We start from the raw sequence: 25,181 nt of genomic DNA, 5'->3' as shown, positions 1-25,181 counted from the left end.
CAAGAAAGGCATGGATGCCCGGGTCAAGCCCGGGTCAAGCCCGGGCATGACGGCGTGGTTGGTGGGCGTTGACCCTCAATACCCCGTCATTTCCAGATAGCCCGTACCGCTGTGACTGCCGGTGAAGCTCACCGGCCCTTCCCAATACGGGAAGCTCGTCGTCATCCAGCTCTTGGAATTCAGCGGCGAGGTCGCGATCTGCAATCCGCGCGATGCGATCGATACCTTCCATGACGTCGGGATCCTGCGGCCGGCGATCTCCGTCATGACTGTCGGCGTCATATCTATGGCGCCTGGGGCAAGCTGTTCGGATTTTCCGTCCGCGGTGATCCAGTTGCCGGCAAAATAATGTGCGCCATCTTTCTGCCTGAGACGAAACAGCATCAGCTTCGCATTGTCAGGCAGATGTAGCGAGAACCAGTCCCAGCCGGTCTGGTCGGAAGCCAGCGGCTGGCTCGAATATTCCCTGTCCATCCAGGCGTGGCCGGTGACGGCGATCTCCTTGCCGTCGATGGCCAGCACGCCCGATGCGGTGAAATAGGGCTGGCTGTAGTAATACGATGCTTGGCCGCGTTCGGATTTGCGGCTGAAACCATTTTCGCCCTGCAGCACGAGTGGCTGCTTTGCATCGAGCCGTAGCCGGTAGCTGAAATCCGCTGACGCTGCCGACACAGCGAGCGGCGCAACCGACCTGTCGTCGAAGTTCTCAAGCCCGCGCATTTCCCACGCATCGATCCATGCACGGAACGGTGTTGTCGTGACACCGGCCTGACCGATGCCGCCGCGGGCAAAATTCTCGGCCGCATGATGCGCAGTCGCCGATGTCACCGCCGCATGGCCCATCCAGATCTGCGGTGTTGCCCAGCCGTCGCCTTGCGCGCCCACCGCCATCGCCTGACGAAACAGCGTCCACTGCGCGCCATAGGCATTGCCCGATGCGTCCGTGAGATTGGCGGTGAGGTACCACCATTCGATGCGATAATCCGGATGCGGGCCGTGATCGGCCGGAAAGGTGAGAGTGCGTCCGGGCACAACGCTGGCAAAACCTTCGGCGTCGCGGCCGAGGCCGGCGAAACCCTGGGCGAATGCGCGTGAACCGCCGAGCCCGAACAGTGCGATGCCGCCGATCAAACTGCGACGCGTGATGAGGCTAGCGCTCATTGGCGAATACCTTCACCAGTGTAGCCGGCTGCATGCGCAGCAGTTTCAGAATCGGTAGCAAGGCTGCGAGCAGCGACGCCAACATGGCAACGCCCAGCAACTGGACCAGTTGCAGCGGAAACACATGGAACGGCAGGCGCCAGCCGAAGGCCTTCACATTGACGATGGCGATCAGACACCATGCCACCAGCAGGCCGAGCGGCAGCGCCAGCAGTGAAGTAATCAAGGCGACCGACAGCGTCTTCAACAGCTCGATGCCGGCAAGGCGGCGACGCGTGATGCCGATGGCCCAGAGCGGCGCCAGTTGGGGCAGGCGCGAATTGCTCAATGTGAGCAGGCTGGTGAGCAAGGCGACGCCTGCGACGCCGAGCGTAAAGGCATTGAGAGCTGCAGTGACCGCGAAGGTGCGGTTGAAGATTGCAAGCGATTCCGTTTTCACCGTCGTCTGATCGGCGACGTTGCGGCCGTCGAGGCCGAAGCGCACGCGGATGGCATCGATCAGCGCGGGCACGGCCGCGGGGGCGACGCGCAGGCCCATGCGGGTTTGCGAAATATCAGGGAAATGTTTGACCAGTGCATCGATGTTCACGCCGATCTGGCCTTTTGGATTGCCGTAATCGGCATACACGGCAACGACGTCCATCGGCCATGTGCCGCTCGGCGTCGGCACGTCCAGACGGTCGCCGAGTTTGAGCTTCATCCGCAGCGAGAGTTGTTCGCTGACGAGTGCGCCGTCGCTGCTGCGTACGCGATCCCATGCATCGCGGGTGGAATCCAGCAGCGGCCATTGATCGCGATAGGTGGCGTGATCGGCGAAGCCGAGAAGCTCGATGGGTGCGCCGTTGAACTGCAGGTCGGTGCGACTGCCCGGCAGAACTGCCTGCACGTCGGGGCGCGTCTTCAACCAGGTCTTGATCTCGATCGCCTGCTTCTCGCTCGCCGCATTCAGATAGATCTCGGACGCCAGCCGCCCGTCGAGCCAGCCCGTAAAGGTCCGGCTGAAACTCTCCACCATGGTGCCGACGCCGACATTGACGGCTAGCGCCAGCAGCAGCGCCATCAACGCCAGCGACAGGCCGGAAAGCTGCAGCCGGCTGTCGGCCCAGAACCATGTGACGAGTGGCCGTCGCGTGCTGCGTTCGCCGCCGGCAAGGACGATGCCGAGGATGACCGGCAATGCGAGCGCTGCGCCGAGCAGCAATGCGGCAAGCACGAAGAAGCCGGCAATCAGTGAGTCGCCAAGCCAGAGCGCGAGCCCGGCAGCGATGAATACGAGCAATGCGCCCGCGCCTTGCAGCCGCAGCCAGCGACGCTGTGTCTGTTGCCAGGCATAAGGCTGTGCGGTGGCGAGCAAGGGGAGGCGGACAGCTTTCAGCAGGCTCGATGTCGCGGCCAGCAGCGCGCCGATGATGGAAATCGCGAGACCGGCGAACCACCATTCGGGCTTCAGTGTGAGTTGCCCCGGGATTTGCGCGCCATAGAGCCCGCGCAAGCTGGCCGCAACATCGGTCAGCAGCGATGCGGCGATGAAATAGCCGCAGACGAGACCGATAACGCCGGCGATCAGTGCGAGGCTGACGAGTTCGAGGATCAGCACACTGTTGAGCTGCCGCGCCGAGACGCCGCAGGCACGCAAGGTGCGCAGCATCGGCAGGCGCTGTTCGAAGCCGAGGCCGATGGCGGAATTGACGATGAACAGCCCGACGAAGAAGGACAGCAGGCCGAAGGCGGTGAGATTGAGATGGAAACTGTCGGTGAGGCGTTCGAGGTCTGTCTCGGCATCGGGCTGCACCATCAGCAACTGATCGCCGGCAACGCTGCCGAGCGATGCGCGGGGGCTTTTGGCGCTGCCGATCAGCAGGCGCGAAATCTGATCCGGCATCTTCAGCAGTTTCTGCGCGATGCCGATATCGACCACCAGCACGCCGGGTGCGAGCTGCGGCTGCAGTTTCAGCGGCGGCAGCAGGGCTCCGTCATTGAGCGCAGGCGTCGCACTCTCAGTAAGGCCAAGGCTCGCCAGTGTTTCCGGCGCAATCAGCGCCTGACCGGGCGGCGTCAGAAACGCCTGCACGCCGGTCCTGCCGATCTCCGTCGCAGCGCTGGCTTCGACCGGCATGGTCACCGGCTCGATGCCGAGCAGGCGCACCGAGCGGCCGCCGATTTGCACGCGGCCTTCGACAACAGGCGAGACCGGCCAGCCGGCGCGGCGGAGATCGACAAAGAGCTGTTGCGAAAACGCGCCGCCATTGGTTGCGACCAGCATCGGCATGCGCGTTCCGCCGAAGGCCGCGGCGGCGCGGTCATAGCTGGTGCGCGCCTGCTGGTTGAGCGCCTGTACGCCGCTCCACAATGCGGTGGCGGCGATCAGGCCGATCAGGAGCGTCGTGAACTGCATCGGATGCCGGCGCCAGTGGCTGAGCAGCACCGCAAGGATCCAGAGCGCGCGTCTCACGCGATCAATCCCGCATGGAGATGAACATGACGATCCAGCGTGGCGGCGAGACGCTCGCTGTGGGTTACCATCAGGAAGCCGCAGCCGGTACGTGCTACGAGATCGCGCGCCAGTTTTAGAACGTCGTCGGCGGTGTCTTCGTCGAGATTGCCGGTGGGTTCATCGGCGAGCAGCAGCTGCGGCTTCGAGGCCAGCGCGCGGCCGATGGCGACGCGCTGCTGCTGGCCGCCGGAGAGCTGTTCGGGATAGCGTTTGAGCAGCGCGCCGAGGCCGAGGCGCTCGGTGAGTTCGCGCTGCCAGGCTGCGTCGTGCTTGCCGGCGATGCGCGACTGGAACGCCAGATTGTCCGCCACCGAGAGCGACGGGATCAGGTTGAACTGCTGGAACACGAGGCCGAGCCGGTCGCGGCGCAGCGCAGCGCGGGCGGAATCATGGAGGCCAGTGACAACGATGTCGCCGAGTTGGATCTCGCCGCTGTCGGCTTCATCGAGGCCGGCGATCAGATGCAGTAGCGTGCTCTTGCCGCTGCCGGATTCGCCGGTCAGCGCCACGCTCTCGCCGGCGGCAACGCTGAGATCGACGCCGCGCAGAACGGCGACCTGTTCCTGGGCTGAACGATAGGATTTGGTGAGATGGCGAACCGTGAGCATGCCGCGCGAGCATAGCAGAAGCACATCGCCTGCGCGATGGCGCCAGCGTTACCGCTTGCGTTCCGATACCAGCGCCAGCAGCACTGTCGCGGCCATAAAGCAGGCCGAGGCGCCGAACACCCAATGCGGCAGTGCGTGGTCCATGAACCAGCCGAACAGGATGGGGCTGATGATGCCGCCGAAATTGAAGCCGGTGGAGACGATGCCGAAGGCGCGGCCGGCAGCGCCGGGAGGGGCAGCTTCGCGCACCAGCATGTCGCGCGACGGTGTCAGCACGCCGCCGAGGAAACCCGCGGTGGTCATGGCCGCGACGATCACCGGCGTCGGCAGCGTGAACACCGCGATGGCACAGATGATGGCGGCATTGATCGTGAAACACACGGCGGCGACGCGGTTGTGGTGTCTGGTCCGATCAGCCAGCCAGCCGCCGGCAAGCACGCCGACGGCGCTGGCCGCGAGAAAAGCGGTGAGCGCGATATTCGCCGATGACAGCGATGTGCCGTAGCCGTTCATCAGCGCGACGATGCCAAAGCTGTTGATGCCGTTCTGCGACAGCGACAGCAGCGTGAAGAACAGCGTCAGCATCAGGATCGCGGGGGTCATCATGCTGACCTTGGGAGCTTCTGCATTTTTGGCGTCATCGCCATCCGCCATGGCGCCAGCATCGGGAATGCCGACCACGATGAGCATCAGCGCGATGGCCACGCCAATGGCGCCCGCGACGATCAGCGCGCCCTGGCCACCGATACCGACCAGCAGTGCCGCCATCAGGGGAGGCGCGACCGCGCCACCGACAAAGCCGGCAAAGGTATGGATCGAGAATGCGCGGCCCATCTTCGACTCGTCCATATGTGCGGCGAGGATGGCGTAGTCGGCCGGATGATAGACGCTGTTGGCGAGGCCAAGCAGCGCAGCGCAGACGATCAGGGCGGGATAGCTCAGCAACAGGCCGAGCGTGATCAGCGCACAGCCGCCCAGCATGACGCCGAGGATCAGGATCTTGCGCGCGCCGATGCGGTCGACGAGGTAGCCGATCGGCGCCTGCGTGAGGCCGGAGACGACGGCAAAGGTGGTCAGCGCGAAGCCAAGTTCGATATAGCCAACGCCGAGCCGGTCCTTCAGGAACGGGAACAGCATCGGCAGTACGAAGATGTGGAAGTGACTGACCCAATGCGCAGTGGAAATCGCCGTCAGTGTCCGCGTCGCCGAAGGGATGTGATCGCGCGACGCGAGATGCGAGGTCGAGGCCGGAATGTCGACCATATGCGTTTCCACCCAGGGCGGCTGACGGCCGCTTTTTTGCAGCCTCGAAAAGATGCGCTATGCCTACGTTCGCAGCAGGTTAATGTCCATGAGCGCCGCGACATGCAGGTGTTGCGGCCCGTGCAGGGCGGCCTCCGGACGCGCGACGGTGACCCGAGAATGCGACATGATTGAGCATGACGACGAGCCGCCCGAATTTTAAGCCGCTGCGCATCCTGCTGTCGGAAGGCACCAGCACCTCCGCTCGGGAAGCGGTCACCGTGCTCGGTCTCGCTGGCCATGTGGTGGATGTCTGCGATCCTGCTGGTGCCGGGCTGGCGCGGTTCTCGCGATTTGTCCGGACATATCATCGCTGCCCGGGAATGCGGGAAAATCCCCTGGGCTTCCTGCGGTTCATCGAAAACCTGTTGGCGACAGGTGACTACGACGTGCTGCTGCCGATCCACGAACAGGGCTTCCTGTTCGCCAGAGTGCAGGAACGGTTGATACCGCTGGCCGGTCTGGCGTTGCCGTCCTTCGCGAGCTATCGGGCGGCGCATAGCAAGGCCGGTTTCAGCCGCATGCTCAGTGAGCTTGGATTGCCGCAGCCCGAGACGCGGATCGTCGCCGGCGCTGATGCGCTGCGCGCCGCGGTCCGCTTTCCCTGCGTCATCAAGACGACGATCGGCACCGCCAGCCGCGGCGTCTGGGTGGTGCGTGACGACGCCGACCTCGCGCTGGCAATGAGAGAGCTTGAGGCCGGCAACGGCTTTGCCGGCGAGGTGCTTGTGCAGGCCCGGGTCGCGGGCGCGACCGAGAAGGCGCAGGGCGTGTTCTGCCGCGGTGAGTTGGTCGGCTTTCACGCCACTCGGCAGATCATGGAGGGCGCCGGCGGCGGCGATGCCATCAAGCGCGGCGTGCGACGCGACCGCGTGCGTGACGATCTCGCGGCCATTGGTAGGCATCTCGCCTGGCACGGCGCGCTGTCGATCGACTTCATCATGCCGGACGATGACAGCGGGCCATTCTATATCGACTGCAATCCGCGGCTGGTGGAGCCGATGGCCGCCTGGCTCGCCGGCATCGACCTGGTCGATCTATTGCTGCGTATCTCGCTGGGCGAGACGCCAGAGGTCGCACCGGCAACGCGCGAGGGCGTGGTCACGCATCAGGCCATACAGGTACTGCTCGGTAGTGCGCAACGCGGCGGCAGCAGGCGCGGCCTGCTGCGCATCTGCCGCGATATCTGGTGCCGAGGCGGCGACTATGTCGGCAGTACGGAAGAACTCACGCCGGTGCGCATGGATTGGCTCAGCGCCGTGCCGTTGGTCATGACCGCGGTGTTGCTGCTGGTATCGCCGGGGCTGTCGCATGTGCTGGCGAAACGCGGCTGGGGCCAGCATCTGCTTGACGCCAGAACGGTTGCGACGATCGAAAGCGAGGCGTTCTGACTTCGAGGGCCGCACGGATTGATGTGTATCAATGTGGGCCGCGCGGATCCGGCTATCCCAAGGTGCCCCGCACCCCTGCGAGGCCAAAGAAACCGGGAAGCGCATGACAAAGCTGATGGCTGCATCGTCGTTCGCGGCGCCTTGTGCGAATGCGGCCACACAGCCGGGCGGCTTCCTGTCTCACCTTGGCGCGGCCGATCTGCGCCAGTTGATGGCCTTGGGCGAGCGGGTGCCCTACACCTCGCAGGATGTCCTGTTCACGCAGGGCGCACCGGCCGGCAAGTGCTTCAGCGTGGTCGAAGGCGTGGTCTGTCTTTACCGGACCGAACTCGATAATCGCCGCCAGATCACCGGTTTCGCGCTGCCCGGTGATATCCTCGAGATCGCCACGCAGGGGCGTCATGACGTGTCCGCCGCTGCCATCGGGCCAGCACTGGTCTGGGAAATCCCGCGCGAGAAATTCTCGCAATTCGCCAGTCACCGGCCCTATGTGCTGAACGAGATCGTCGCGCTGATGGCGGCCGAGATCGCCGACGCACATGACAAGATGTTCTCACTGGGCCGCCGTGCAGCGGAAGAGAAGCTTATCGTGTTCCTGACGTACTGGCGCGACCGGCTGGTACGGCTCGGCCGCGATGTCGATCCGCTGCCGGTGCCGATGAGCCGACGCGATATCGCCGACCATCTCGGCCTCACCGTCGAGACCGTGTGCCGCACGCTGGCCAAGCTCGAACGCCGCGGCACGATCGAGATTCTCCCGGGCCGCATCCGGCTGCTGGATACCGAATCCGTCGCGGCTCCCGCTCTGGCCTGACGACGCGCGCAGCCAGCAAGCGAGCTTCCCCCGAACTTTGATTTCAATCAATTCACTGAGCGCAGCGCCGTGATTGATGGGTGCGTGCTCGGGAAAGAATCATCATGACGAACCAGACTGACAGCGTGAAGTGGATGACGATTGGCGAGGCCGGTCTGACCGTGATCCTCGCAGCCACCGTATTTCTTTCCATCATCGCAGCGGCAAAAGCGGAAGATACGGCCTACGCCTTCCACATGACGCTGGCCGGCTTCGCCAGCCTGGCTGCCATATTCGTCATCCTCAACCGTTACTTCGAGCGTGGCGCATTGCCGCCGCAGGAAATCGACGGGCGGCCGAATTACAATTTCGGGCCGATCAAGTTCGCCGCGGTGGCCTCCGTGTTCTGGGGCATTGCCGGCTTCACCGTGGGCCTGCTGATCGCCTTGCAGCTCGCATGGCCCGATCTGAACTTCAATCTGCCCTGGACCTCGTTCGGCCGGCTGCGGCCGCTGCATACCTCGGCGGTGGTGTTCGCCTTCGGCGGCAACGTGCTGATCGCGACGTCGTTCTATGTGGTGCAGAAGACCTGCCGTACCCGTCTCGCCGGCGATCTTGCGCCGTGGTTCGTGGTGCTCGGCTATAATTTCTTCATCGTCATTGCCGGCACCGGCTATCTGCTCGGCGTCACGCAATCGAAGGAATATGCCGAACCGGAATGGTATGCCGATCTCTGGCTGACCATCGTCTGGGTGACCTATCTGCTGGTGTTCCTGATGACGCTCGTGAAGCGCAAGGAGCCGCATATCTTCGTCGCCAACTGGTTCTATCTCGCCTTCATCATCACCATCGCGGTGCTGCATCTCGGCAATAACCCGGCGCTGCCCGTCTCGGTCTTCGGCTCCAAGTCCTATGTCGCCTGGGCCGGCGTGCAGGATGCCATGTTCCAGTGGTGGTACGGCCACAATGCGGTGGGCTTCTTCCTCACCGCCGGCTTCCTCGCCATCATGTATTACTTCATCCCGAAACGCGCGGAGCGGCCGGTCTATTCCTATCGGCTCTCGATCGTGCATTTCTGGGCGATCATCTTCCTCTATATCTGGGCCGGTCCGCATCACCTGCACTATTCGGCGCTGCCCGACTGGACGCAGACGCTCGGCATGACCTTCTCGATCATGCTGTGGATGCCCTCCTGGGGTGGCATGATCAACGGCCTGATGACGCTGTCCGGCGCGTGGGACAAGCTGCGCACCGATCCGGTGCTCCGCATGCTGGTGGTGTCGGTGGCGTTCTACGGCATGGCGACCTTCGAAGGTCCGCTGATGTCCATCAAGGTCGTCAATTCGCTCAGCCACTATACCGACTGGACCATCGGTCACGTGCATTCCGGCGCGCTGGGCTGGGTCGGCTTCGTCTCCTTCGGCGCACTCTATTGCCTGGTGCCGTGGCTGTGGAATCGCAAAGGGCTCTACAGCCTGAAGCTGGTGGAGTGGCATTTCTGGATCGCGACGCTCGGCATCGTTCTCTACATCTCGGCGATGTGGGTGTCGGGCATCCTGCAGGGTCTGATGTGGCGCGCCTACACGTCGCTCGGCTTCCTCGAATATTCCTTCATCGAAAGCGTCGAGGCGATGCACCCGTTCTACATCATCCGCGCCGCGGGCGGCGGTCTGTTCCTGATCGGCGCGCTGATCATGGCCTGGAATTTGTGGATGACCGTGCGCGTCGGCGAGGCGGAAGAGGGCGTGCTATCGAGCCCCGGCGCCACGCTGCAGCCGGCTGAGTGAGGATCAATCATGTCTTTCTGGAGCCGGCACCAAATCTTCGAGAAGAACTCGATCGTCCTGATCGTGGGTATCATTCTCGTCATCGCCATTGGTGGCATCGTCGAGATCGCGCCGTTGTTCTATCTCAAGAGCACCATCGAGACGGTCGAGGGCATGCGGCCTTACACGCCGCTCGAACTCGCGGGGCGCAACGTCTATGTCCGCGAGGGCTGCTATCTCTGCCACTCGCAGATGGTGCGGCCGCTGCGCGACGAGGTCGAGCGCTACGGGCACTATTCGCTCGCGGCGGAGAGCATGTATGACCATCCGTTCCAGTGGGGTTCGAAGCGCACCGGGCCTGATCTTGCCCGTGTCGGCGCCAAGTATTCCGACGAATGGCACGTCACGCATCTGAGCAATCCGCGCGCCATCGTGCCGCAATCGGTGATGCCGTCCTACAAGTTCCTGGCGGAGACGTTTGTGAACACCGAGAACGTCGCCGATCATCTGCGCACCAACCGCGCTGTGGGTGTGCCCTACAGCGACGACCAGATCGCCCATGCGGTGGCGGACCTGAAGACCCAGGCCGATCCCGACAATGGCGATACCGACGCGCTGCTCAAGCGCTATCCGAAATCGGTCGCACGTAACTTCGACGGCAAGCCGGGTCTGCCCACCGAGATGGATGCACTGGTCGCCTATCTGCAGATGCTGGGCACGCTGGTCGATTTCAAACTCTACAACGAAAAAGCAAACCTCCGCTGAGGAGATGGAAGCATGCGCGCAATCCTGACCGTCGAGAACTTCGCGTCGAACCTCGTCCTCACATTCTGGACGCCGGTCTTCGTCGGAATCTTCATCGCAATTCTGACCTACGCCTTGTGGCCCCGCAACAAGGCGATGTTTGACGCGGCTGCGCGTCAGCCGTTGCGAGAGGATTGATCAGATCATGAGCGATCACGAAGGCGAATTCGACAAGGCTACCGGCAAGACCACCACAGGTCACTCCTGGGACGGCATCAAGGAGCTCAACACGCCGCTGCCGCGCTGGTGGGTGATGACTTTCTATCTCACCATCGTTTGGGCGATCGGCTATTGGGTCGTGTATCCGTCCTGGCCGCTGGTGCAGAGCTACGCGACGGGCGTCATGGGCTATTCGTCACGCGCGGATGTCGCCATCGATCTCGCCAATCTTGAGAAGATCCGCGGAGGCAAGATGGCGGCGCTCGGCGCTGCACCGCTCGCGGAAATCGAGAAGGATCCGGCGCTGCTGGCACTGGGGCGCGCCAGAGGCCGTGTGGTGTTCGGTGACAATTGCGCGCCGTGTCACGGCACTGGTGCGACCGGTGCCAAGGGCTTCCCCAACCTGAACGATGACGACTGGCTGTGGGGCGGCACACTGGAGCAGATCGAGAAGACCATCCAGTTCGGCGCGCGTTCCGCCCATGCGGAATCGCATGAAGGATCGATGCTGGCCTTCGGCCGCGACGGCATGTTGAAGAAGCCGGAGATCGAGACGGTTGCGAACTACGTGCGCTCACTGTCGGGATTGCCGACGGCCAAGGGTTACGACGCCAATGCCGGCCAGAAGCTGTTCGCCGACAACTGCGCCTCGTGTCACGGCGACGCCGGCAAGGGAAATCCCGACATGGGTGCGCCGAACCTGACCGACAATATCTGGCTCTACGGGGCGGATGAGGCGACCGTCGTCGAAACCATCACCAATGGCCGCAACGGCGTGATGCCGGCCTGGATCGGCCGTCTCGATCCAGCGACCATCAAGGCGCTGACGGTCTATGTTCACTCGCTGGGGGGTGGACAATAAGTCATAGCGCGCGCGGCCAATCCCGCGCGTGCGTTTGACGTACATCAATTGCATCGCACCGGCGAAGTCTAGGGTCATTCCAAAGACGAGAGTGCCCCATGAACAAGCCCGTTGCGCCAGAGGAATTCGACTACGGCCCGCTCTATGCGGCGCAGAAGAAGGTCTATCCGCAGAAGGTCTCCGGCAGGTATCGCAACGTCAAATGGGCGCTGATGGCGGTCTGCCTTGGCATTTATTATCTGCTGCCCTTCGTGCGTTGGAATCGCGGTCCCGGTGCCCCCGATCAGGCAGTGCTGGTCGATCTGCCGAACAGTCGCTTCTATTTCTTTTTCATCGAGCTATGGCCGCAGGAAGTGTATTTCTTCACCGGCCTGCTGATCCTTGCAGCCCTCGCGCTGTTTTTGATGAATGCCGTCGGTGGCCGCGTCTGGTGCGGCTATCTCTGTCCGCAGACAGTCTGGACTGACTTGTTCTTCGCTGTCGAGCGCCTGATTGAAGGCGACCGCCGCGAGCGGATGAAGAAGGAGGCCGAAGGGTTCACGCTGCAGCGTGTTGTCGAGCTGACGATGAAGCATTCGATCTGGCTTCTGATCGCGTGGTGGACCGGCGGCGCCTGGGTGCTCTATTTCAACGACGCGCCGACGCTGGTGAGGGAACTCGTCACCTTCCAGGCGCCGGCGCTGGCTTATATCTGGATCGCGATCCTGACGGCGACGACCTACACGCTGGCGGGCTGGATGCGCGAGCAGGTCTGTCTCTATATGTGCCCGTGGCCGCGCATCCAGGCGGCGCTGACCGACGAGTGGGCGCTCAATGTCACCTACAAGACCGATCGCGGCGAGCAGCGCACCTCGCTGAAGAAGGCGGCCGAGCTGCGCGCGCTCGGCCAGCCTGCAGGCGACTGCATCGACTGCTATCAGTGCGTCAACGTCTGCCCGGTCGGCATCGATATCCGCAACGGCCTGCAGATGGATTGCATCCAGTGCGGATTGTGTATCGACGCCTGCGACGGCGTGATGGAAAAGATCGGCCGACCGACCCGGCTGATCGGCTACGACACCGACATCAACATTGCCAGGCGCAAGGCGGGCAAGCCGGAGATTTATCGTATTATCCGGCCGCGTACGGTGGCCTATGTCGGCATGATTGTCGCTGTCGGTGCGGTGATGCTCTACGCGCTGCTGAACCGCTCGCTGCTCGACATCAACGTGCTGCACGATCGCAATCCGGTCGCCGTGCGCCTCAGCGACGGTTCGATCCGCAATGCCTATACGGTGCGGCTGCTCAACAAGCGCGGTGCCGGCCGCGTGGTTACGCTCGATGTCAACGGGCCGGCCAATGCCGCGGTGCATGTGGTGGGTATGGATGCGGTGTCATCGGGCCGGCCGGAGATCGTGCTGGGCCGCGACCAGACCACCGAGCTGCGCGTATTGGTGACAGCGCCCGCGGCAATCAATTCCGAGAAGTCGATCCCGCTTGTGATGCGCGTCACCGATTCAGCCCATGGCGACATGGCTTCGGCGACCGATCATTTCGTTGCACCGTGAAGGAGAACAGCATGAGCACCGCCGTTGCCGCACCTCGTCCGATCACCGGCCGGTTCGTCCTGATCTGCCTGGTTTTGTTTTTCGGCATGATCATCGGTGTCAATGTCGTCATGATAAAATTCGCGCTGGAGACGCTGCCGGGTGTCGAGGTGGATAGTCCCTATACAGCGAGCCTCGCTTACGGCAACGAGATCGAGGCTGCGCGCGGCCAGAGCAGCCGCGGCTGGAAAGTCGGCGCGCATGTCGAACGCGACGCTGCAGGTGATGCCGCCGTCCGCGTCGAAGCGCGCGACCGCAACGGAAACCCGATCACGGGACTGACCTTCACCGGACGACTCGAGCGGCCGGCGGATCGTCGTGCCGACCGGCCGGTTGAACTGGTCGGGGCCGGCGACGCGCTCTATCGCGGCAGGGTCGCCGAGCTGGCGCCGGGCCTCTGGGATCTGGTGCTCGAAGGTGAGGCCGGCGGACAGCGCATGTTCCTGTCGAAGAACCGTCTCGTGCTGAAATAGGTCCGACCATGCAGTCCCTCATCGTCCTCGTGCCGTTGGCACTCGCGCTCGGGCTGCTTGGCCTGTGGGCCTTTATGTGGTCGCTGAGATCAGGGCAATTCGACGATCTCGACGGCGCCGGCTGGCGCGCCATTCTTGATGACGATCCGCCTGTGAAGAAGCCCGGTGATCCCCTCTGAAGCGATTCTTTCCGTTCAATCCATCACCGCCACAACTTGTGGCCATATCTTTCCAACCGCCATGCTTTTGCCGCGCGTTGCCTCTGCAGCGCGCCTGCTGGCGTCTGCCGTGCACCGGGCGCATAATGGCGGGAACGGATTTTGCACGCGTTCGGCCGGTCAAGATCGGCGCAGGGCGCCGCAGCAGAGAGAAATGAAGCACTATGTATGATGTGATCGTCGTCGGCGGTGGATCTGCCGGCGCTGCCGTGGCTGCCAGGCTTTCCGAAAATCCCGCTACACGTGTGCTGCTGCTGGAGGCCGGCCTCGACTGGCGCGCGGCGGATGCGCCGTGGGAAGTCACCACGGCGAACCCGATCCCGATCATTCACCAGCGCGAATTCCAGGAAAAGTGGCAGTGGCCGCAGTTGCATTCGCGTCGCGTGGCCGGGCAGGATCAGCGCTTCTACTGGCGCGGCAGGGGTCTCGGTGGTTCCTCGATGATGAACGGCCAGATCGCGATCCGCGGTGTTGCCGACGCATTCGACGAATGGGCGTCGCTGGGTTGCACCGGCTGGTCGGCCAGGGAGATCATGCCGTTGTTCTCGGTGATCGAGGACGATCTCGACTTCGGCGACAGGCCCGGCCATGGTCGCGGCGGTCCGCTGCCGGTCTATCGTGCGCCGCCGGCGACATGGGGGCCGATCGACAAGGGCTTGCGCGATGCTGCGCTGGCCTCGGGCTATGCGTGGTGCGACGACGTCAACGGACCGGATGGCGAAGGCGTTGCCTGCTACCCGATCAACAGCCGCGATCTGCGCCGCATTTCCACCAATGAAGCCTATCTCGAACCGGCGCGCGGTCACGCCAATCTCGAAATTCGCGGTCATGCGCTGGTCGATCGCGTTGTGATCAAGGACGGTCAGGCGACCGGCGTGATCGTCCATATCGAGGGGCAGGGCACGCAGGAAATCAGCGCGCGCGAGATCGTGCTGTGCGGTGGCTCGATCCACAGCCCGGCGATCCTGCTGCGCTCGGGCGTGGGTCCGGCAGACGAGCTGAAGGACATGGGCATTGCCGTAGAATGCGATCTCCCCGTCGGCCAGAATTTCTTCGACCATCCGCTGTTCCGCACCACGATCAAGCTGCATGACGATGTCGCGCCGAAAGACAAGGACACTCGCCACACCAATTGCTGTGTGACCTATTCGTCGAGCCTCGCCGAGGGCGGCAAGCGCGACATGATCCTGATCGCGTTCAATCATCGTGGCATCGGCAATCCTGGTGCCATCGGTGCCGGTCTGTTCAACGCCTTCTCGCGCGGCACGCTGAAGCTCGCATCGACCGATGCGTCGATCGACCCGATCGTCGAGGAGAACATGCTGGCTGACCCCCGCGACATGCTGCGCATGGTCGATGCCGTGAAGCGGCTTGCGGTGATCACCACGCAGCCGGCGCTGGCGGGCATCGCTGACTGGATCCGCCTCACCGATACCGACATGACGCTGCCGCAGGCAGCGGCGCTGCCGACACGCGAGCTCGAAGCCGTGCTGCGCCGTGATACCGGCGACATCCAGCACGCTGCCGGCACCTGCCGCATGACCGGCTTCAAGGACGCGGGCGGCGTGGTCAATCCGGACGGTACCGTGAAGGGCCTCAAGGGCCTGCGCGTCGCCGATGCGTCGATCATGCCGTCGGATTGCCGCGCCAACACGCACTTCACCACCGTGGTGATCGGCGAAGCCATCGCGCGCATGATGATGCGCAAGTCGAATGTAGCGTCGCCCGCCGTGGCGATGGCGAAGTAAGAACGCGCAGCGCAAGCGCTCAAGAGTGACCGAAGGACAATTCATGTCGAACACCACCGAAACCCGGATCACCGAATGGCTGGCCTCGCAAAAGCAGCCGATGATCGACCTGCTGCGCGACGTCGTGAATATCGATTCCGGCTCCTTCGACAAGCAAGGCGTCGACGCCGTCGGTGCTCGTTTCGAGCAGCACTTCGCCGAGTATGGCATCGAAACCTGGCGCGAGCCCCATGACGTCTATGGCGACGCGGTGCATGGGCTGATCAGCAAGCCGGGCAGCAACGAGAAGCCGATTCTGCTGATGGGCCATCGCGATACCGTGTTTCCGAAAGGCGAAGTCGCCAAGCGTCCCTTCACGATCGAAGGCAATCTTGCCCATGGGCCGGGTGTGGCCGACATGAAGGCCGGCGTCGTCATCAATGTGTTCGTTGCTGCGGCGCTGAAGAAATTCGATGCGGCGCCATGCCCGATCAAGCTCTTGATCACCGGCGACGAGGAGATCGCATCGCGTTCGTCGCGGCCGATCATCGAGCGCGAGGGTCGTGCGGCACGCGCGGTCTATAATTCGGAGCCGGGGCGTCCGACCGGGAATATCACTACCGGCCGCAAGGGCGGCGTGTTCATGCGCTTCGAGGTGTTCGGCAAGGCTGCGCATTCCGGCAATAACTTTGCGGTGGGCATCAGCGCCATCGGCGAGCTCGCGCATAAGATCGTGCAGATTCATGCGCTGACGGACATGGACAAGGGCATCACGCTGAATGTCGGCTTGGTGTCGGGCGGCCAGTCGGTCAACACCACGGCGCCCCATGCGGAAGGCGAGATCGATTTCCGTTACATCGATCCGGCCGATCGTGCGACCATCATGGACGCGATTGAAACGATCATTGCGACGTCGACCGTGCCGGGCACAACGGCAAAGCTGCACATCAACGGCGAATTCCTGCCGCTGGTGCAGGACGCGGCCGCCAAGGCGATGTTCGGAGCCTATCAGGCTGCTGCTGTCGACTCGGGCCTCACCACGCTGACCGGCGAATTTGCAGGCGGCTGTGCGGATTCAGGTTTCACCGCCAGCGTTGGCACGCCGACATTGTGCGGGCTCGGCCCGGTCGGCGGCAATGTTCATACCGATCTGGAGTGGCTGGATATTGAGAGTATCGTTCCGCGTGCACAGACGCTGGCGCGGGCGATCCTGCGCACGGAGATGTGACGGCGGGGATATGGGTGGCATGGTTTTGGCACAGTGATGGTTGCTGACAAAGCTATCGTTTGAAGAGACACTCGCCTGACCATGACATCATCTTCTCCCGTGACCTCGGTTCCCATCCATCTCGAATCCGACGTTCTCGTCATCGGCGCGGGAGGTGCGGGCATGTATGCCGCGCTGGAAGCCGCCAAGAACGGCGCTTCTGTAATCCTTGCCGATCGCAGCCTGATTGGGCGCGGCGGCGCGACCGTCATGGCGCAGATGACGGTGGCGGCGGCGCTCGGCGAGCAGACGTCAGATCACTGGGAACATCACTTCGCCGATACGCTCGCGGCCGGCCGCGGGCTCTGTGATGAGCGCCTTGCTGCGTTGTTGTGTGAAGATGGTCCGCAGCGGCTGCGCGAGATGGATGCGTGGAAGGTCGGCTGGGCGCGCGAGGACGGCCATATCAAACAGGCGCAGGCGCCGGGCCATGATCGGCCGCGCTGCGCCTATGTGGATTTTCTCTCGACGGGCCCCGCGGTGTCGAGGACGCTGCGCACGCAACTGAATAATGCGAACGGCATTCGCCGCATCGGCGATCTCACTATCGTGGACATTGCTCTGCGTGACGGCGAAGCCTGCGGCGCGACGGCCCTGCATCTGCCGACCGGGCAGGCAGTGACGCTCGCGGCGAAGGCCGTGGTGATCGCGACAGGCGGGCTCACCGGTCTCTATCGGCGTAACAGTGCGTCGTCGAATATGGGCGGCGACGGTTATGCACTGGCACTCCGCGCCGGTGCCGAACTGATCGACATGGAATTCGTGCAGTTCTTCCCGATTGGCCATCTCGCGCCGCGCCTCGTTGGCATGGATCCGATCATGTGGGACCCGTTCCGCTACAAGCTCGGCGGCAAGCTGCTCAATTCAGAGATGCGCGAATTCGAAGAGGACTATGCAACGCGGGACAAGCGCAGCGACGGCACCTATGTGCTGACGCGTGATCTCGCCACCTATGCGATCACCAAGGAAGTCGAAGCGGGCCGCGGCAGCCCCGCCGGCGGCGCCTATCTGAGCTTCCAGCATGTGCCGGAAGCCGAAATCCGCAAGGCATTCGGGCCGGTGGTGGACCGCCTCGCCGAAAACGGCATCGATCTGGCGCAACGTCCGGTCGAGGTCGCGCCGATCGCGCATTATCATATGGGCGGCATCCGCGTGGACGAGATGATGCAGACCGGCGTGCCCGGACTGTTCGCTTGCGGTGAAGCGGTCGGCGGTGCCAATGGGGCCAATAGGCTGTCGGGCAATGCGATCACCGAGGCCTTTGTGTTCGGCGCGCGGGCAGGCCGCAGCGCCGCGGAGCGCGCAAATGCGTCGATGTGGTCAGCGGATGCGGCGAAGCCGGCAATCGATCTGTTGCGCAGTGCCAGCAAACGTGACGCGCCAAATCCTGCAGCGGTGATCGTAAAACTGCAGGCCGTGATGGCCGATGATGTCGGTCCGTTCCGCACCGATGCGAAATTGCGCTCGGCGATATCAGCCATCGCGCAATTGAAGGCCGATATCGGCGATACACCGTTCGCTTCAGCGGAAAACTTCGATCCCGTGCTGGCCGACTGGCTCGATCTACGCAACATGCTCGCTGTCGCGCAATCGGTTGCCGTACCGGCGCTGGCGCGTACCGAAAGCCGCGGCGCGCATCAGCGCGACGATCATCTGGGTCTCGACGATGCATGGAGCGTCAACCAAGTCGTGGCACTGTCGGGCAGCGACATGACCCTGCGCAAGGTCGTGCCCACCACCGGAAAGGCTGCCGCATGAAGGCGACACTCAGCATTCAGCGCGGTGCTCTCGGCGAAGTACCGCATCAGGACACGTTCGATATTCCCTTCGAGCACGGCCAGTCCATCCTCGACGGCCTGCGCGCGGTGCGCCGCAGCATGGATCCCTCGCTGGCGTTTCGCTTCTCCTGCATCAATGCCAATGCGTGCAAGGAATGCATGATGCTGATCGACGGCAAGGTCGATTACGCCTGCACCGTTCGGCTCAAAGAGGGAATGACGACGCTGGCGCCGCTGCCGAAAAAGGCGCTAATTCGCGATCTCGTCACCGAAATCGCACCGCCTGATGAACGGCTGATGCTGCGGTCCTGAATAATTGTCTGCCTGCGCGGCGGTCAGGCTGATTAATTTATAGTCGCTCTAATCTGGGAAGAAGCGCCTTGGCGACCTTCAATCCGATAGATCAGCGGCTCCGTCGCGGCTGCTGTTCGCTGCGACAATGCGCTGCATCATGGCAATAAACGCAGTCTGTTCCGTCTTGGTGAGGTTACCGAGCGTGGCGCGGTGCGCCTCGCGTGCGGCGGTCTCGATCTTGTCGAGCAGGGCTGCACCGGCCGGTGTGAGCCGGCAGACGCGGGCGCGGCGGTCGTCGTCGCTGACCGGGCGCTCGACCAGCCTGCGTGCTTCGAGTCGCTTCAGCGCGCCCGTGGTCGTCGTGCGATCCAGAGCAATATCAGCAGCTAAGCTGGTTTGATCGGCCGTTCCCCGCGCCGCCAATGCAGACAGCAGGCTATACTGGAGTGGCGTCATCTCGAAGGCACTGCAGGCTTCCTGGAACAGCGCAACATGGATCTGGTGTAGCCGTCTGATCAAAAACCCCGGTCGCTGGGCCAGCGGCCAGGGCTTGTGGATGGGCTTGTCACGGCGCGGCTTGGCCTGGGGCAACGCAGTCTCTCCTTGTGTCGGCTACGGCTCGTATGGTGCGAGCGCGTTGAAAAACTACCGCATCGCAATGTTTATGGCACGGACTTTGCTTTTGCAAAATACGAAGTATGCTTCGTATTTTGGTGAACCTCTAAAGAGGGCCCGCCAAAGCGTAAGGAGATCGCCATGTCTGTTACTGCCTCATTCGACCTGCTGTTGCGCGGTGGTCGCGTTATCGATCCCGCAGCCGGCATCGACGGCCTCAAGGATGTCGCCATTCGCAACGGCAAGATTGCCGCGGTGCAGTCCGATATTTTGCCGACCAGCGCGAAGGAAGTGGTGGATGTGACCGGCAAGCTGGTGCTGCCGGGCATGATCGATACCCATGCGCACGTCTATCAGTATGTCAGCGGTCGTTTCGGCATGCAGCCGGATATGGTCGGCGTGCAGTCCGGCGTCACTACGCTGATCGATCAGGGCGGCCCGTCCTGCATGACGCTGCCCGGCTTTCGTCACTTCATCGCCGAGCCCGCGAAATCGCGCGTCTATGCGTTTCTGTCGGCCTATCTCGTCGGCGGTCTCGAAGGGCATTTCTATCCCAACCTCTACAGCCCCGATGGTGTCGATATCGATGCGACCGTGAAGTCTGCCGTCGCCAATCGCGATCTCGTTCGCGGCATCAAGGCCCATGCGGAAATCGGCGGCTTCGCGCGGTGGGGCATTCGCGTGATGGAAATGGCGGCCGAAATCGGCAAGCGCGCTGAACTGCCGGTTTACGTGCATTTCGGCCAGCTCTGGGGTCTGCCGGAGTCAGGCAATAATGGCGAGGACGTCGATACGATTCTGGAGCGTGTGATCCCGCTGCTCAAGGAAGGCGATGTGCTCGCGCACCCGTTCACGCGGCATCCCGGCGGCTTCGTCAATCGCGAAGGCGAGGTGCATCCGGTGATCCAGGCGGCGATCGATCGTGGCCTGAAGATCGATGTGGGACATGGCAGCCACTTCTCCTATCGCCTCGCCAAGAAGGCGATTGCTGCCGGCATCGTGCCGAATACTCTCGGCGCCGACATCCATGGTTACAACACGGAGGTGCCTGCGCCTGCCGGCACGCCGGATGAGCACGAGGATGACGAGAACCATCCGTTCAAGGGCCAGGCCAAGTTCAGCCTGGTGCAGGCGATGAGTTCGATGATTTCGCTCGGCCTCACGCTAGAACAAGTGGTGCCGATGGTAACGTCGAACCCGGCCAAGATGATCGGCCTGTCCGACAAGATCGGCTCGCTCAAGGTCGGCATGGATGCCGATGTCTCGGTGCTCGTCGAAAAGCCCGGTCGTTACATCCTGCGCGACAACGAGAATACCGAGGTGATTTCGAACGGCCTGCTGCAGCCGGCCTTTTGCCTGCGCGCGGGCACCCGCTTCGATCCGATCGCTCCGATCCTTCCTCAGGCCGTTGCGGCCTGAGCTTTGCAAGCCAGCTCGCTAGTCAATCCGGAAGACGCCGGGAGTTCGTCGATGCGCAATGAGCGAGATTTCTCGCCCGCCGCCCCTGCCTCAAAGCAGGGCGTCGGCGCGCGCGTACCGCGCAAGGAGGACGATCGCCTCATGCGCGGGCGCGGACAATTCGTCGGCGATATCAGGCTGGCGGGACTGCAGGACGTGGCTTTTGTCCGCAGTCCGCTGGCGCATGCCCGAATCCGGGCGATCCACATTCCGGAACGCTATCGCGACGTGGTGTTCACGTCCGCCGATCTTGTCGGCATCAAGCCGATCCGCGCGATTACGGGGCTGGCCGGTTTCAAACCTTCGGACCAGCCCATTCTGGCGACCGATAAAATTCGTCAGGTCGGCGAACTCGTCGCCATGTGCGTCGCGCCGACGCGCGCCGAGGCCGAGGATATCGCAGCCTCCGTCACGCTCGATCTCGAAGAACTGCCCGCCGTCTACGACATGTTGAAGGCGCGCGAGCCCGGCTCGCCGCTGGTGCATGAACACTGGGGCGACAACGTCTTTCTCGAAAGCTTCTTCGAACTCGATATTGCCCAGGCTCTCGACGCGCCGATCAAGGTGACGCGCGAAATCTCGACCGCGCGGCAATGCATGTCGCCGCTCGAAGGTCGGGGTGTCGTCGCCACGTTCGATCATCGTCTCGATCAGCTCACGCTCTATACGGGCAGTCAGATGCCGCACATTGTGCGCAACGGTCTGTCTGACTGCCTTGAGATGGATCAAGGACAGATCAGAATCGTCTCGCCGGATGTCGGCGGCGGTTTTGGCCACAAGGGCATCTTGCTGCCGGAGGAAGTCTGCCTGTCATGGCTCACCATGAAGCGCGGCTTCCCGGTGCGCTGGATCGAGGATCGTCGCGAGCATCTCGTGGCGAGTTCGAACTGCCGCGAGCATCACTACAAGATCACCGTCTATGCCGATCGCGACGGCACGCTGCGCGGAATCGATTGTGAAGCCACGGTCGATTCCGGGGCCTATTCGTCCTATCCGTTCTCGGCCTGCCTCGAAGCGGCGCAGGTGGTCAGCATCCTGCCTGGCCCCTATCAGATGCCGGCCTATCGCTGCCGCACCTATTCGGTGGCCACCAACAAATGTCCGATCCTGCCCTATCGTGGCGTCGCCCGCACCGGCGTGTGTTTCGCGCTGGAGCTGATGCTCGATCTTGTCGCGGCGGAAGCAGGACTTGAGCCGGGCGACGTCCGGCTGCGCAATCTGGTGCGGCCGGAGCAGATGCCGTTCGACAACATCACCAAGAAGCATTTCGACAGTGGCGACTATCCCGAGGCGTTGCGCCGTGCGGTGGCGCAGATCGATATCGATGGCATCCGTGCGCGTCAGCGCAAGGGTGAAGCCGACGGACGGCTGATCGGTGTCGGTCTCTCGATCTATTGCGAACAGGCGGCGCATGGCACCTCGGTCTATTCCGGCTGGGGCATTCCCATGGTGCCCGGCCATGAACAGGCCACCGCGCGACTGACGCCGGATGGCGGACTCGAACTCAAGGTCGGCGTGCATTCGCACGGTCAGGGCCTCGAGACGACGCTGTCGCAGGTCGCCTTCGAAATGCTGGGCGTCGATGTCGCCAAGATCCGTGTCGTCCATGGCGATACGGCGATGACGCCTTATTCGACCGGCACCTGGGGCTCGCGCTGTATGGTGATGGCCGGCGGTGCTGTAGCGACGGCGTGTCACGAACTCGGCGAGCGCGCCAAGAAGATCGGCGCCAAGCTGCTGCAGGTCGATGAAGCCAATGTCGTCCTGGTCGATGGCGAAATTCGCGGGCCGAACGGCAGCGTGACGCTGAAGGAAATAGCGCACACCTGGTATCGCCGCCCGCAGGATCTGCCGGGCGATGTCGATCCCGGCGGGCTTGAAGCGACCTCCGGTTACAAGCCGCAGCGTGACAGCGGTACGTTCAGCTACGCCGCGCATGCGGTCACCGTCGCCGTCGATCCTGATTTGGGTGATGTGGAAATTCTCGATTACGTCATCGTCGAAGACGGCGGCGTGCTGGTCAATCCGATGATCGTCGATGGCCAGATCTATGGCGGCCTCGCGCAGGGCATCGGCACGGCGCTCTATGAGGAAATGCCATTCGATCGCGCCGGTCAGCCGCTCAATACGACATTGGCCGATTATCTGCTGCCCGGGCCGACCGAAGTGCCGATGCCGTGGCTCGATCACATGGAAACGCCGTCGCCTTACACCAAGTTCGGGGTCAAGGGCATCGGCGAAGGCGGGGCCATCGCCCCGCCGGCGGCCATCGGCAATGCCGTGAACGATGCGTTGCGCGGTCTCGGTGTCGAGATGCTGCAGTCGCCGATCACGCCGCGCCGCGTGCTCGAAGGCATTCTCGCCGCGCGCGATGCGAAGAGGACCGCCGCATGAAGCCGGCACCTTTCGCCTATGAGCGTCCGCGCGACGTGGCCTCGGCCTTAGCCGCAATGGCTGGCGATGGCGTGATCAAGATCATGGCCGGAGGCCAGTCGCTCGGACCGATGCTGAACCTGCGTCTGGTCGCGCCTGACACCATCGTCGACATCACCGGGCTTGCCGAATTGAAGCATGTGGAAGTCACCGGCGGTGAGCTGGTGATCGGCGCCTGCGTGACCCATGCCGATATCGAGGACGGCCGCATTCCCGACGTGACGCGCGGCGCGATGCAGCGCGTGGCTGGTGCCATCGCCTATCGCGCGGTGCGTAACCGCGGCACCGTCGGCGGATCGCTCAGCCATGCCGATCCCTCCGCCGACTGGGTATCCACTTTCGCCGCACTTGGCGCGACGCTGTCGCTGCGTAGTGCAAGCGGAGCGCGGCGTGTTGCGATGAAGGATTTCGTGCTGGGTGCGCTGGAAAGCGTGCTGCAACCCGGCGAGATGCTGGAAGCCGTGCGCGTGCCGGCGATGTCTCGCTCCGCGCGCTGGGGTTATGTGAAGAGTTGCCGCAAGACAGGTGAATTCGCCCATGCCATTGGTGCTGTGCTGATCGATCCCGAGGCAGGCAGCGCGCGTGTCGTCATCGGCGCGGTCGAGGCCGCTCCCATCATCGTTGAGAATACCAACGAGATGTTCGGTGGGCGTATCACCAGCGATTTCAAGACGTGCTTCGATGCGCGCGTCGCCGACGCCCTGCTGTCGAAGGCCGGCATGAGCGATGCCGCGGACCGGCACATCCATGTCACCATTCTGCGCCGCGCTGTTGCGGAGGCCGCGGCATGAACTCGGTCGAACTCACCGTCAACACCCGCGCCGTGAAGAGGGACGTCGAGCCGCGCACCAGCCTTGCCGACATGATGCGCGATACGCTGGATCTCACCGGTACACATCTCGGCTGTGAACATGGCGTGTGCGGCGCCTGCACCATCCTGGTCGATGGCGTGCCGACGCGCTCCTGCATCACTTATGCGGTGGCCTGCGATGGCGCTGATGTCACCACGATCGAAGGCCTCGACGACGACGAGATCACTGGCGAGTTGCGCGCCGCCTTCACCCGCGAACACGCGCTGCAGTGCGGCTACTGCACGCCGGGCATGCTGGTCTCGGCACGCGATCTGGTGAAGCGCCTGCCGGATGCCGATGAGAAGCAGATCCGTATCGGCATGTCAGGCAATCTCTGCCGTTGCACTGGATATGTCGGCATCGTCCGCGCCGTGCAATCGGTGATATCAGAACGCCGCGCGCGCGATATCGCGCCGGAGCCGGATGCTGGCCGCAAGGTGCTAGGGCCAGCTGGGTCCGGGCACAAAGCCTGTGTCAGCTCCCAGAAGCTGATGTCCGCGCGGCCTGCTGTATCCGAACCGGCTGCCGCCGTGGCACCGCTGGACATTCCAGACTTCACGCCATCGACCACGCTGGAGCAACAGTTCACCGTCGCGCATCCACCCGCGAAAGTGTTCGCACTGTTCGATGACATCGCGGCCGTCGCCTTGTGCCTGCCGGGCGCCACGCTGGTCGGCACGCCCAGACCCGAGCGGGTCGAAGGCGCGATCCGCGTCAAGATCGGGCCAATCTCCGCCAATTTCAACGGTGCCGCCCGCGTCGAGCGCGACGAGGCCAATCTCTCCGGTCGCATTCTTGGCGTCGGCAACGACCAGCGCAGCCGCTCCACGACACAGGGTGAAATCCGTTATCGGCTGGTGCCGCATGAGAACGGCGCGGCAACGCGTGTCGAGCTGTCCATCGGCTACAGCCTTACCGGCATGCTGGCGCAGGTTGGTCGCAGCGGGTTGGTGCGCGATCTCGCGGGCCGGCTGGTCGCGGAATTCGCCGGCAATCTCGATCGCCGCCTGTCAGGCGATGTGACATCGGCGCCGTCAGCGGCAGCCGATTTGAATGGTGTTTCGCTGATCCTTGGTCTCCTGCGTGAGCGCGCGACGTATGTCGTTCGCCGCCTCACCGGGCGCGGAGGATCGGCGTGAAG

The 25,181-nt window shown here is 63.4% G+C and carries 22 protein-coding genes; 17 read left to right on the top strand and 5 right to left on the bottom strand.

Features of this window, described 5'->3' with window-relative positions:
• Window positions 1-75: 75 nt before the first annotated feature.
• The 4 genes from RSO67_RS15675 to RSO67_RS15660 are packed head-to-tail and all read right to left on the bottom strand — an operon-like array spanning window position 76 to window position 5,526.
• The gene (locus RSO67_RS15675) at window positions 76-1,161 is read right to left on the bottom strand and encodes a lipocalin-like domain-containing protein (protein ID WP_315839621.1); all 1,086 of its coding nucleotides are present in this window, start codon (window positions 1,159-1,161) and stop codon (window positions 76-78) included.
• Window positions 1,151-3,613, bottom strand: a complete 2,463-nt coding sequence (locus RSO67_RS15670; protein WP_315839620.1) for an ABC transporter permease — start codon at window positions 3,611-3,613, stop codon at window positions 1,151-1,153. Before RSO67_RS15670 ends, RSO67_RS15675 begins: the two co-directional genes overlap by 11 nt.
• A complete protein-coding gene (locus tag RSO67_RS15665; protein ID WP_315839619.1) occupies window positions 3,610-4,263 on the bottom strand; it encodes an ABC transporter ATP-binding protein in 654 nt (217 codons plus the stop codon). The genes RSO67_RS15670 and RSO67_RS15665 overlap by 4 nt, the downstream gene beginning before the upstream one ends.
• A 48-nt stretch (window positions 4,264-4,311) precedes the next feature.
• Window positions 4,312-5,526 carry an MFS transporter gene (locus tag RSO67_RS15660; RefSeq protein WP_315839618.1) on the bottom strand — a complete coding sequence of 405 codons (1,215 nt, stop codon included), beginning with the start codon at window positions 5,524-5,526 and terminating at the stop codon, window positions 4,312-4,314.
• A 176-nt stretch (window positions 5,527-5,702) separates the two neighbouring features.
• Between RSO67_RS15660 and RSO67_RS15655 the strand changes: the two genes are divergently transcribed.
• From RSO67_RS15655 to RSO67_RS15595, 13 genes are all read left to right on the top strand, one after another.
• Window positions 5,703-6,956: a hypothetical protein gene (locus RSO67_RS15655; RefSeq protein WP_315839617.1), complete on the top strand. Its 1,254-nt coding sequence runs from the start codon at window positions 5,703-5,705 to the stop codon at window positions 6,954-6,956.
• 103 nt (window positions 6,957-7,059) lie between these two features.
• Window positions 7,060-7,770: a Crp/Fnr family transcriptional regulator gene (locus RSO67_RS15650; protein ID WP_315839616.1), complete on the top strand. Its 711-nt coding sequence runs from the start codon at window positions 7,060-7,062 to the stop codon at window positions 7,768-7,770.
• 134 nt (window positions 7,771-7,904) lie between these two features.
• A complete protein-coding gene (gene ccoN / locus RSO67_RS15645; RefSeq protein WP_315844266.1) occupies window positions 7,905-9,536 on the top strand; it encodes a cytochrome-c oxidase, cbb3-type subunit I in 1,632 nt (543 codons plus the stop codon).
• 9 nt (window positions 9,537-9,545) lie between these two features.
• Complete coding sequence (ccoO, locus tag RSO67_RS15640; RefSeq protein ID WP_315839614.1) at window positions 9,546-10,280, top strand: cytochrome-c oxidase, cbb3-type subunit II; 735 nt, start codon at window positions 9,546-9,548, stop codon at window positions 10,278-10,280.
• A 12-nt stretch (window positions 10,281-10,292) separates the two neighbouring features.
• A complete protein-coding gene (locus tag RSO67_RS15635) occupies window positions 10,293-10,457 on the top strand; it encodes a cbb3-type cytochrome oxidase subunit 3 (protein WP_068729582.1) in 165 nt (54 codons plus the stop codon).
• A gap of 7 nt (window positions 10,458-10,464) precedes the next feature.
• Window positions 10,465-11,340 (top strand): cytochrome-c oxidase, cbb3-type subunit III, encoded by an 876-nt coding sequence (gene ccoP, locus RSO67_RS15630; protein ID WP_315839610.1) that lies wholly within the window; start codon window positions 10,465-10,467, stop codon window positions 11,338-11,340.
• 98 nt (window positions 11,341-11,438) lie between these two features.
• Window positions 11,439-12,887 (top strand): cytochrome c oxidase accessory protein CcoG, encoded by a 1,449-nt coding sequence (gene ccoG / locus RSO67_RS15625; protein ID WP_315839608.1) that lies wholly within the window; start codon window positions 11,439-11,441, stop codon window positions 12,885-12,887.
• An 11-nt stretch (window positions 12,888-12,898) separates the two neighbouring features.
• Complete coding sequence (locus RSO67_RS15620) at window positions 12,899-13,399, top strand: FixH family protein (RefSeq protein WP_315839606.1); 501 nt, start codon at window positions 12,899-12,901, stop codon at window positions 13,397-13,399.
• 8 nt (window positions 13,400-13,407) lie between these two features.
• Complete coding sequence (gene ccoS / locus RSO67_RS15615) at window positions 13,408-13,578, top strand: cbb3-type cytochrome oxidase assembly protein CcoS (protein ID WP_315839604.1); 171 nt, start codon at window positions 13,408-13,410, stop codon at window positions 13,576-13,578.
• 203 nt (window positions 13,579-13,781) lie between these two features.
• Window positions 13,782-15,365, top strand: a complete 1,584-nt coding sequence (locus tag RSO67_RS15610; RefSeq protein ID WP_315839602.1) for a GMC family oxidoreductase — start codon at window positions 13,782-13,784, stop codon at window positions 15,363-15,365.
• A 43-nt stretch (window positions 15,366-15,408) separates the two neighbouring features.
• Entirely contained in the window at window positions 15,409-16,572 is a 1,164-nt protein-coding gene (locus tag RSO67_RS15605) for a M20 family metallopeptidase (RefSeq protein ID WP_315839600.1), read from the top strand.
• 81 nt (window positions 16,573-16,653) lie between these two features.
• Window positions 16,654-18,369, top strand: coding sequence for an FAD-binding protein (locus tag RSO67_RS15600; protein ID WP_315839598.1), 1,716 nt, complete (start codon window positions 16,654-16,656; stop codon window positions 18,367-18,369).
• Entirely contained in the window at window positions 18,366-18,701 is a 336-nt protein-coding gene (locus tag RSO67_RS15595) for a 2Fe-2S iron-sulfur cluster-binding protein (RefSeq protein ID WP_315839596.1), read from the top strand. Before RSO67_RS15600 ends, RSO67_RS15595 begins: the two co-directional genes overlap by 4 nt.
• 78 nt (window positions 18,702-18,779) lie before the next feature.
• Here RSO67_RS15595 and RSO67_RS15590 read toward each other — a convergent pair whose 3' ends face one another.
• Entirely contained in the window at window positions 18,780-19,274 is a 495-nt protein-coding gene (locus RSO67_RS15590; protein WP_315839594.1) for a MarR family winged helix-turn-helix transcriptional regulator, read from the bottom strand.
• 165 nt (window positions 19,275-19,439) lie between these two features.
• On the opposite strand from RSO67_RS15590, the gene RSO67_RS15585 reads away from it, so the two are divergent.
• From RSO67_RS15585 to RSO67_RS15570, 4 genes are read left to right on the top strand one after another with little or no spacing between them, the layout of a single operon-like run.
• The gene (locus tag RSO67_RS15585) at window positions 19,440-20,717 is read left to right on the top strand and encodes an amidohydrolase/deacetylase family metallohydrolase (RefSeq protein WP_315839592.1); all 1,278 of its coding nucleotides are present in this window, start codon (window positions 19,440-19,442) and stop codon (window positions 20,715-20,717) included.
• Between the two features lie 51 nt (window positions 20,718-20,768).
• The gene (locus RSO67_RS15580) at window positions 20,769-23,150 is read left to right on the top strand and encodes a xanthine dehydrogenase family protein molybdopterin-binding subunit (RefSeq protein WP_315839591.1); all 2,382 of its coding nucleotides are present in this window, start codon (window positions 20,769-20,771) and stop codon (window positions 23,148-23,150) included.
• A complete protein-coding gene (locus RSO67_RS15575) occupies window positions 23,147-23,980 on the top strand; it encodes an FAD binding domain-containing protein (RefSeq protein WP_315839589.1) in 834 nt (277 codons plus the stop codon). The genes RSO67_RS15580 and RSO67_RS15575 overlap by 4 nt, the downstream gene beginning before the upstream one ends.
• Window positions 23,977-25,179, top strand: a complete 1,203-nt coding sequence (locus RSO67_RS15570; protein ID WP_315839587.1) for a xanthine dehydrogenase family Fe-S subunit — start codon at window positions 23,977-23,979, stop codon at window positions 25,177-25,179. Before RSO67_RS15575 ends, RSO67_RS15570 begins: the two co-directional genes overlap by 4 nt.
• Window positions 25,180-25,181 lie beyond the last annotated feature (2 nt).

Source organism: Tardiphaga sp. 709 (assembly GCF_032401055.1).
Taxonomy (GTDB): domain Bacteria; phylum Pseudomonadota; class Alphaproteobacteria; order Rhizobiales; family Xanthobacteraceae; genus Tardiphaga.
This window is presented reverse-complemented; position numbering and strand designations above follow the sequence as displayed.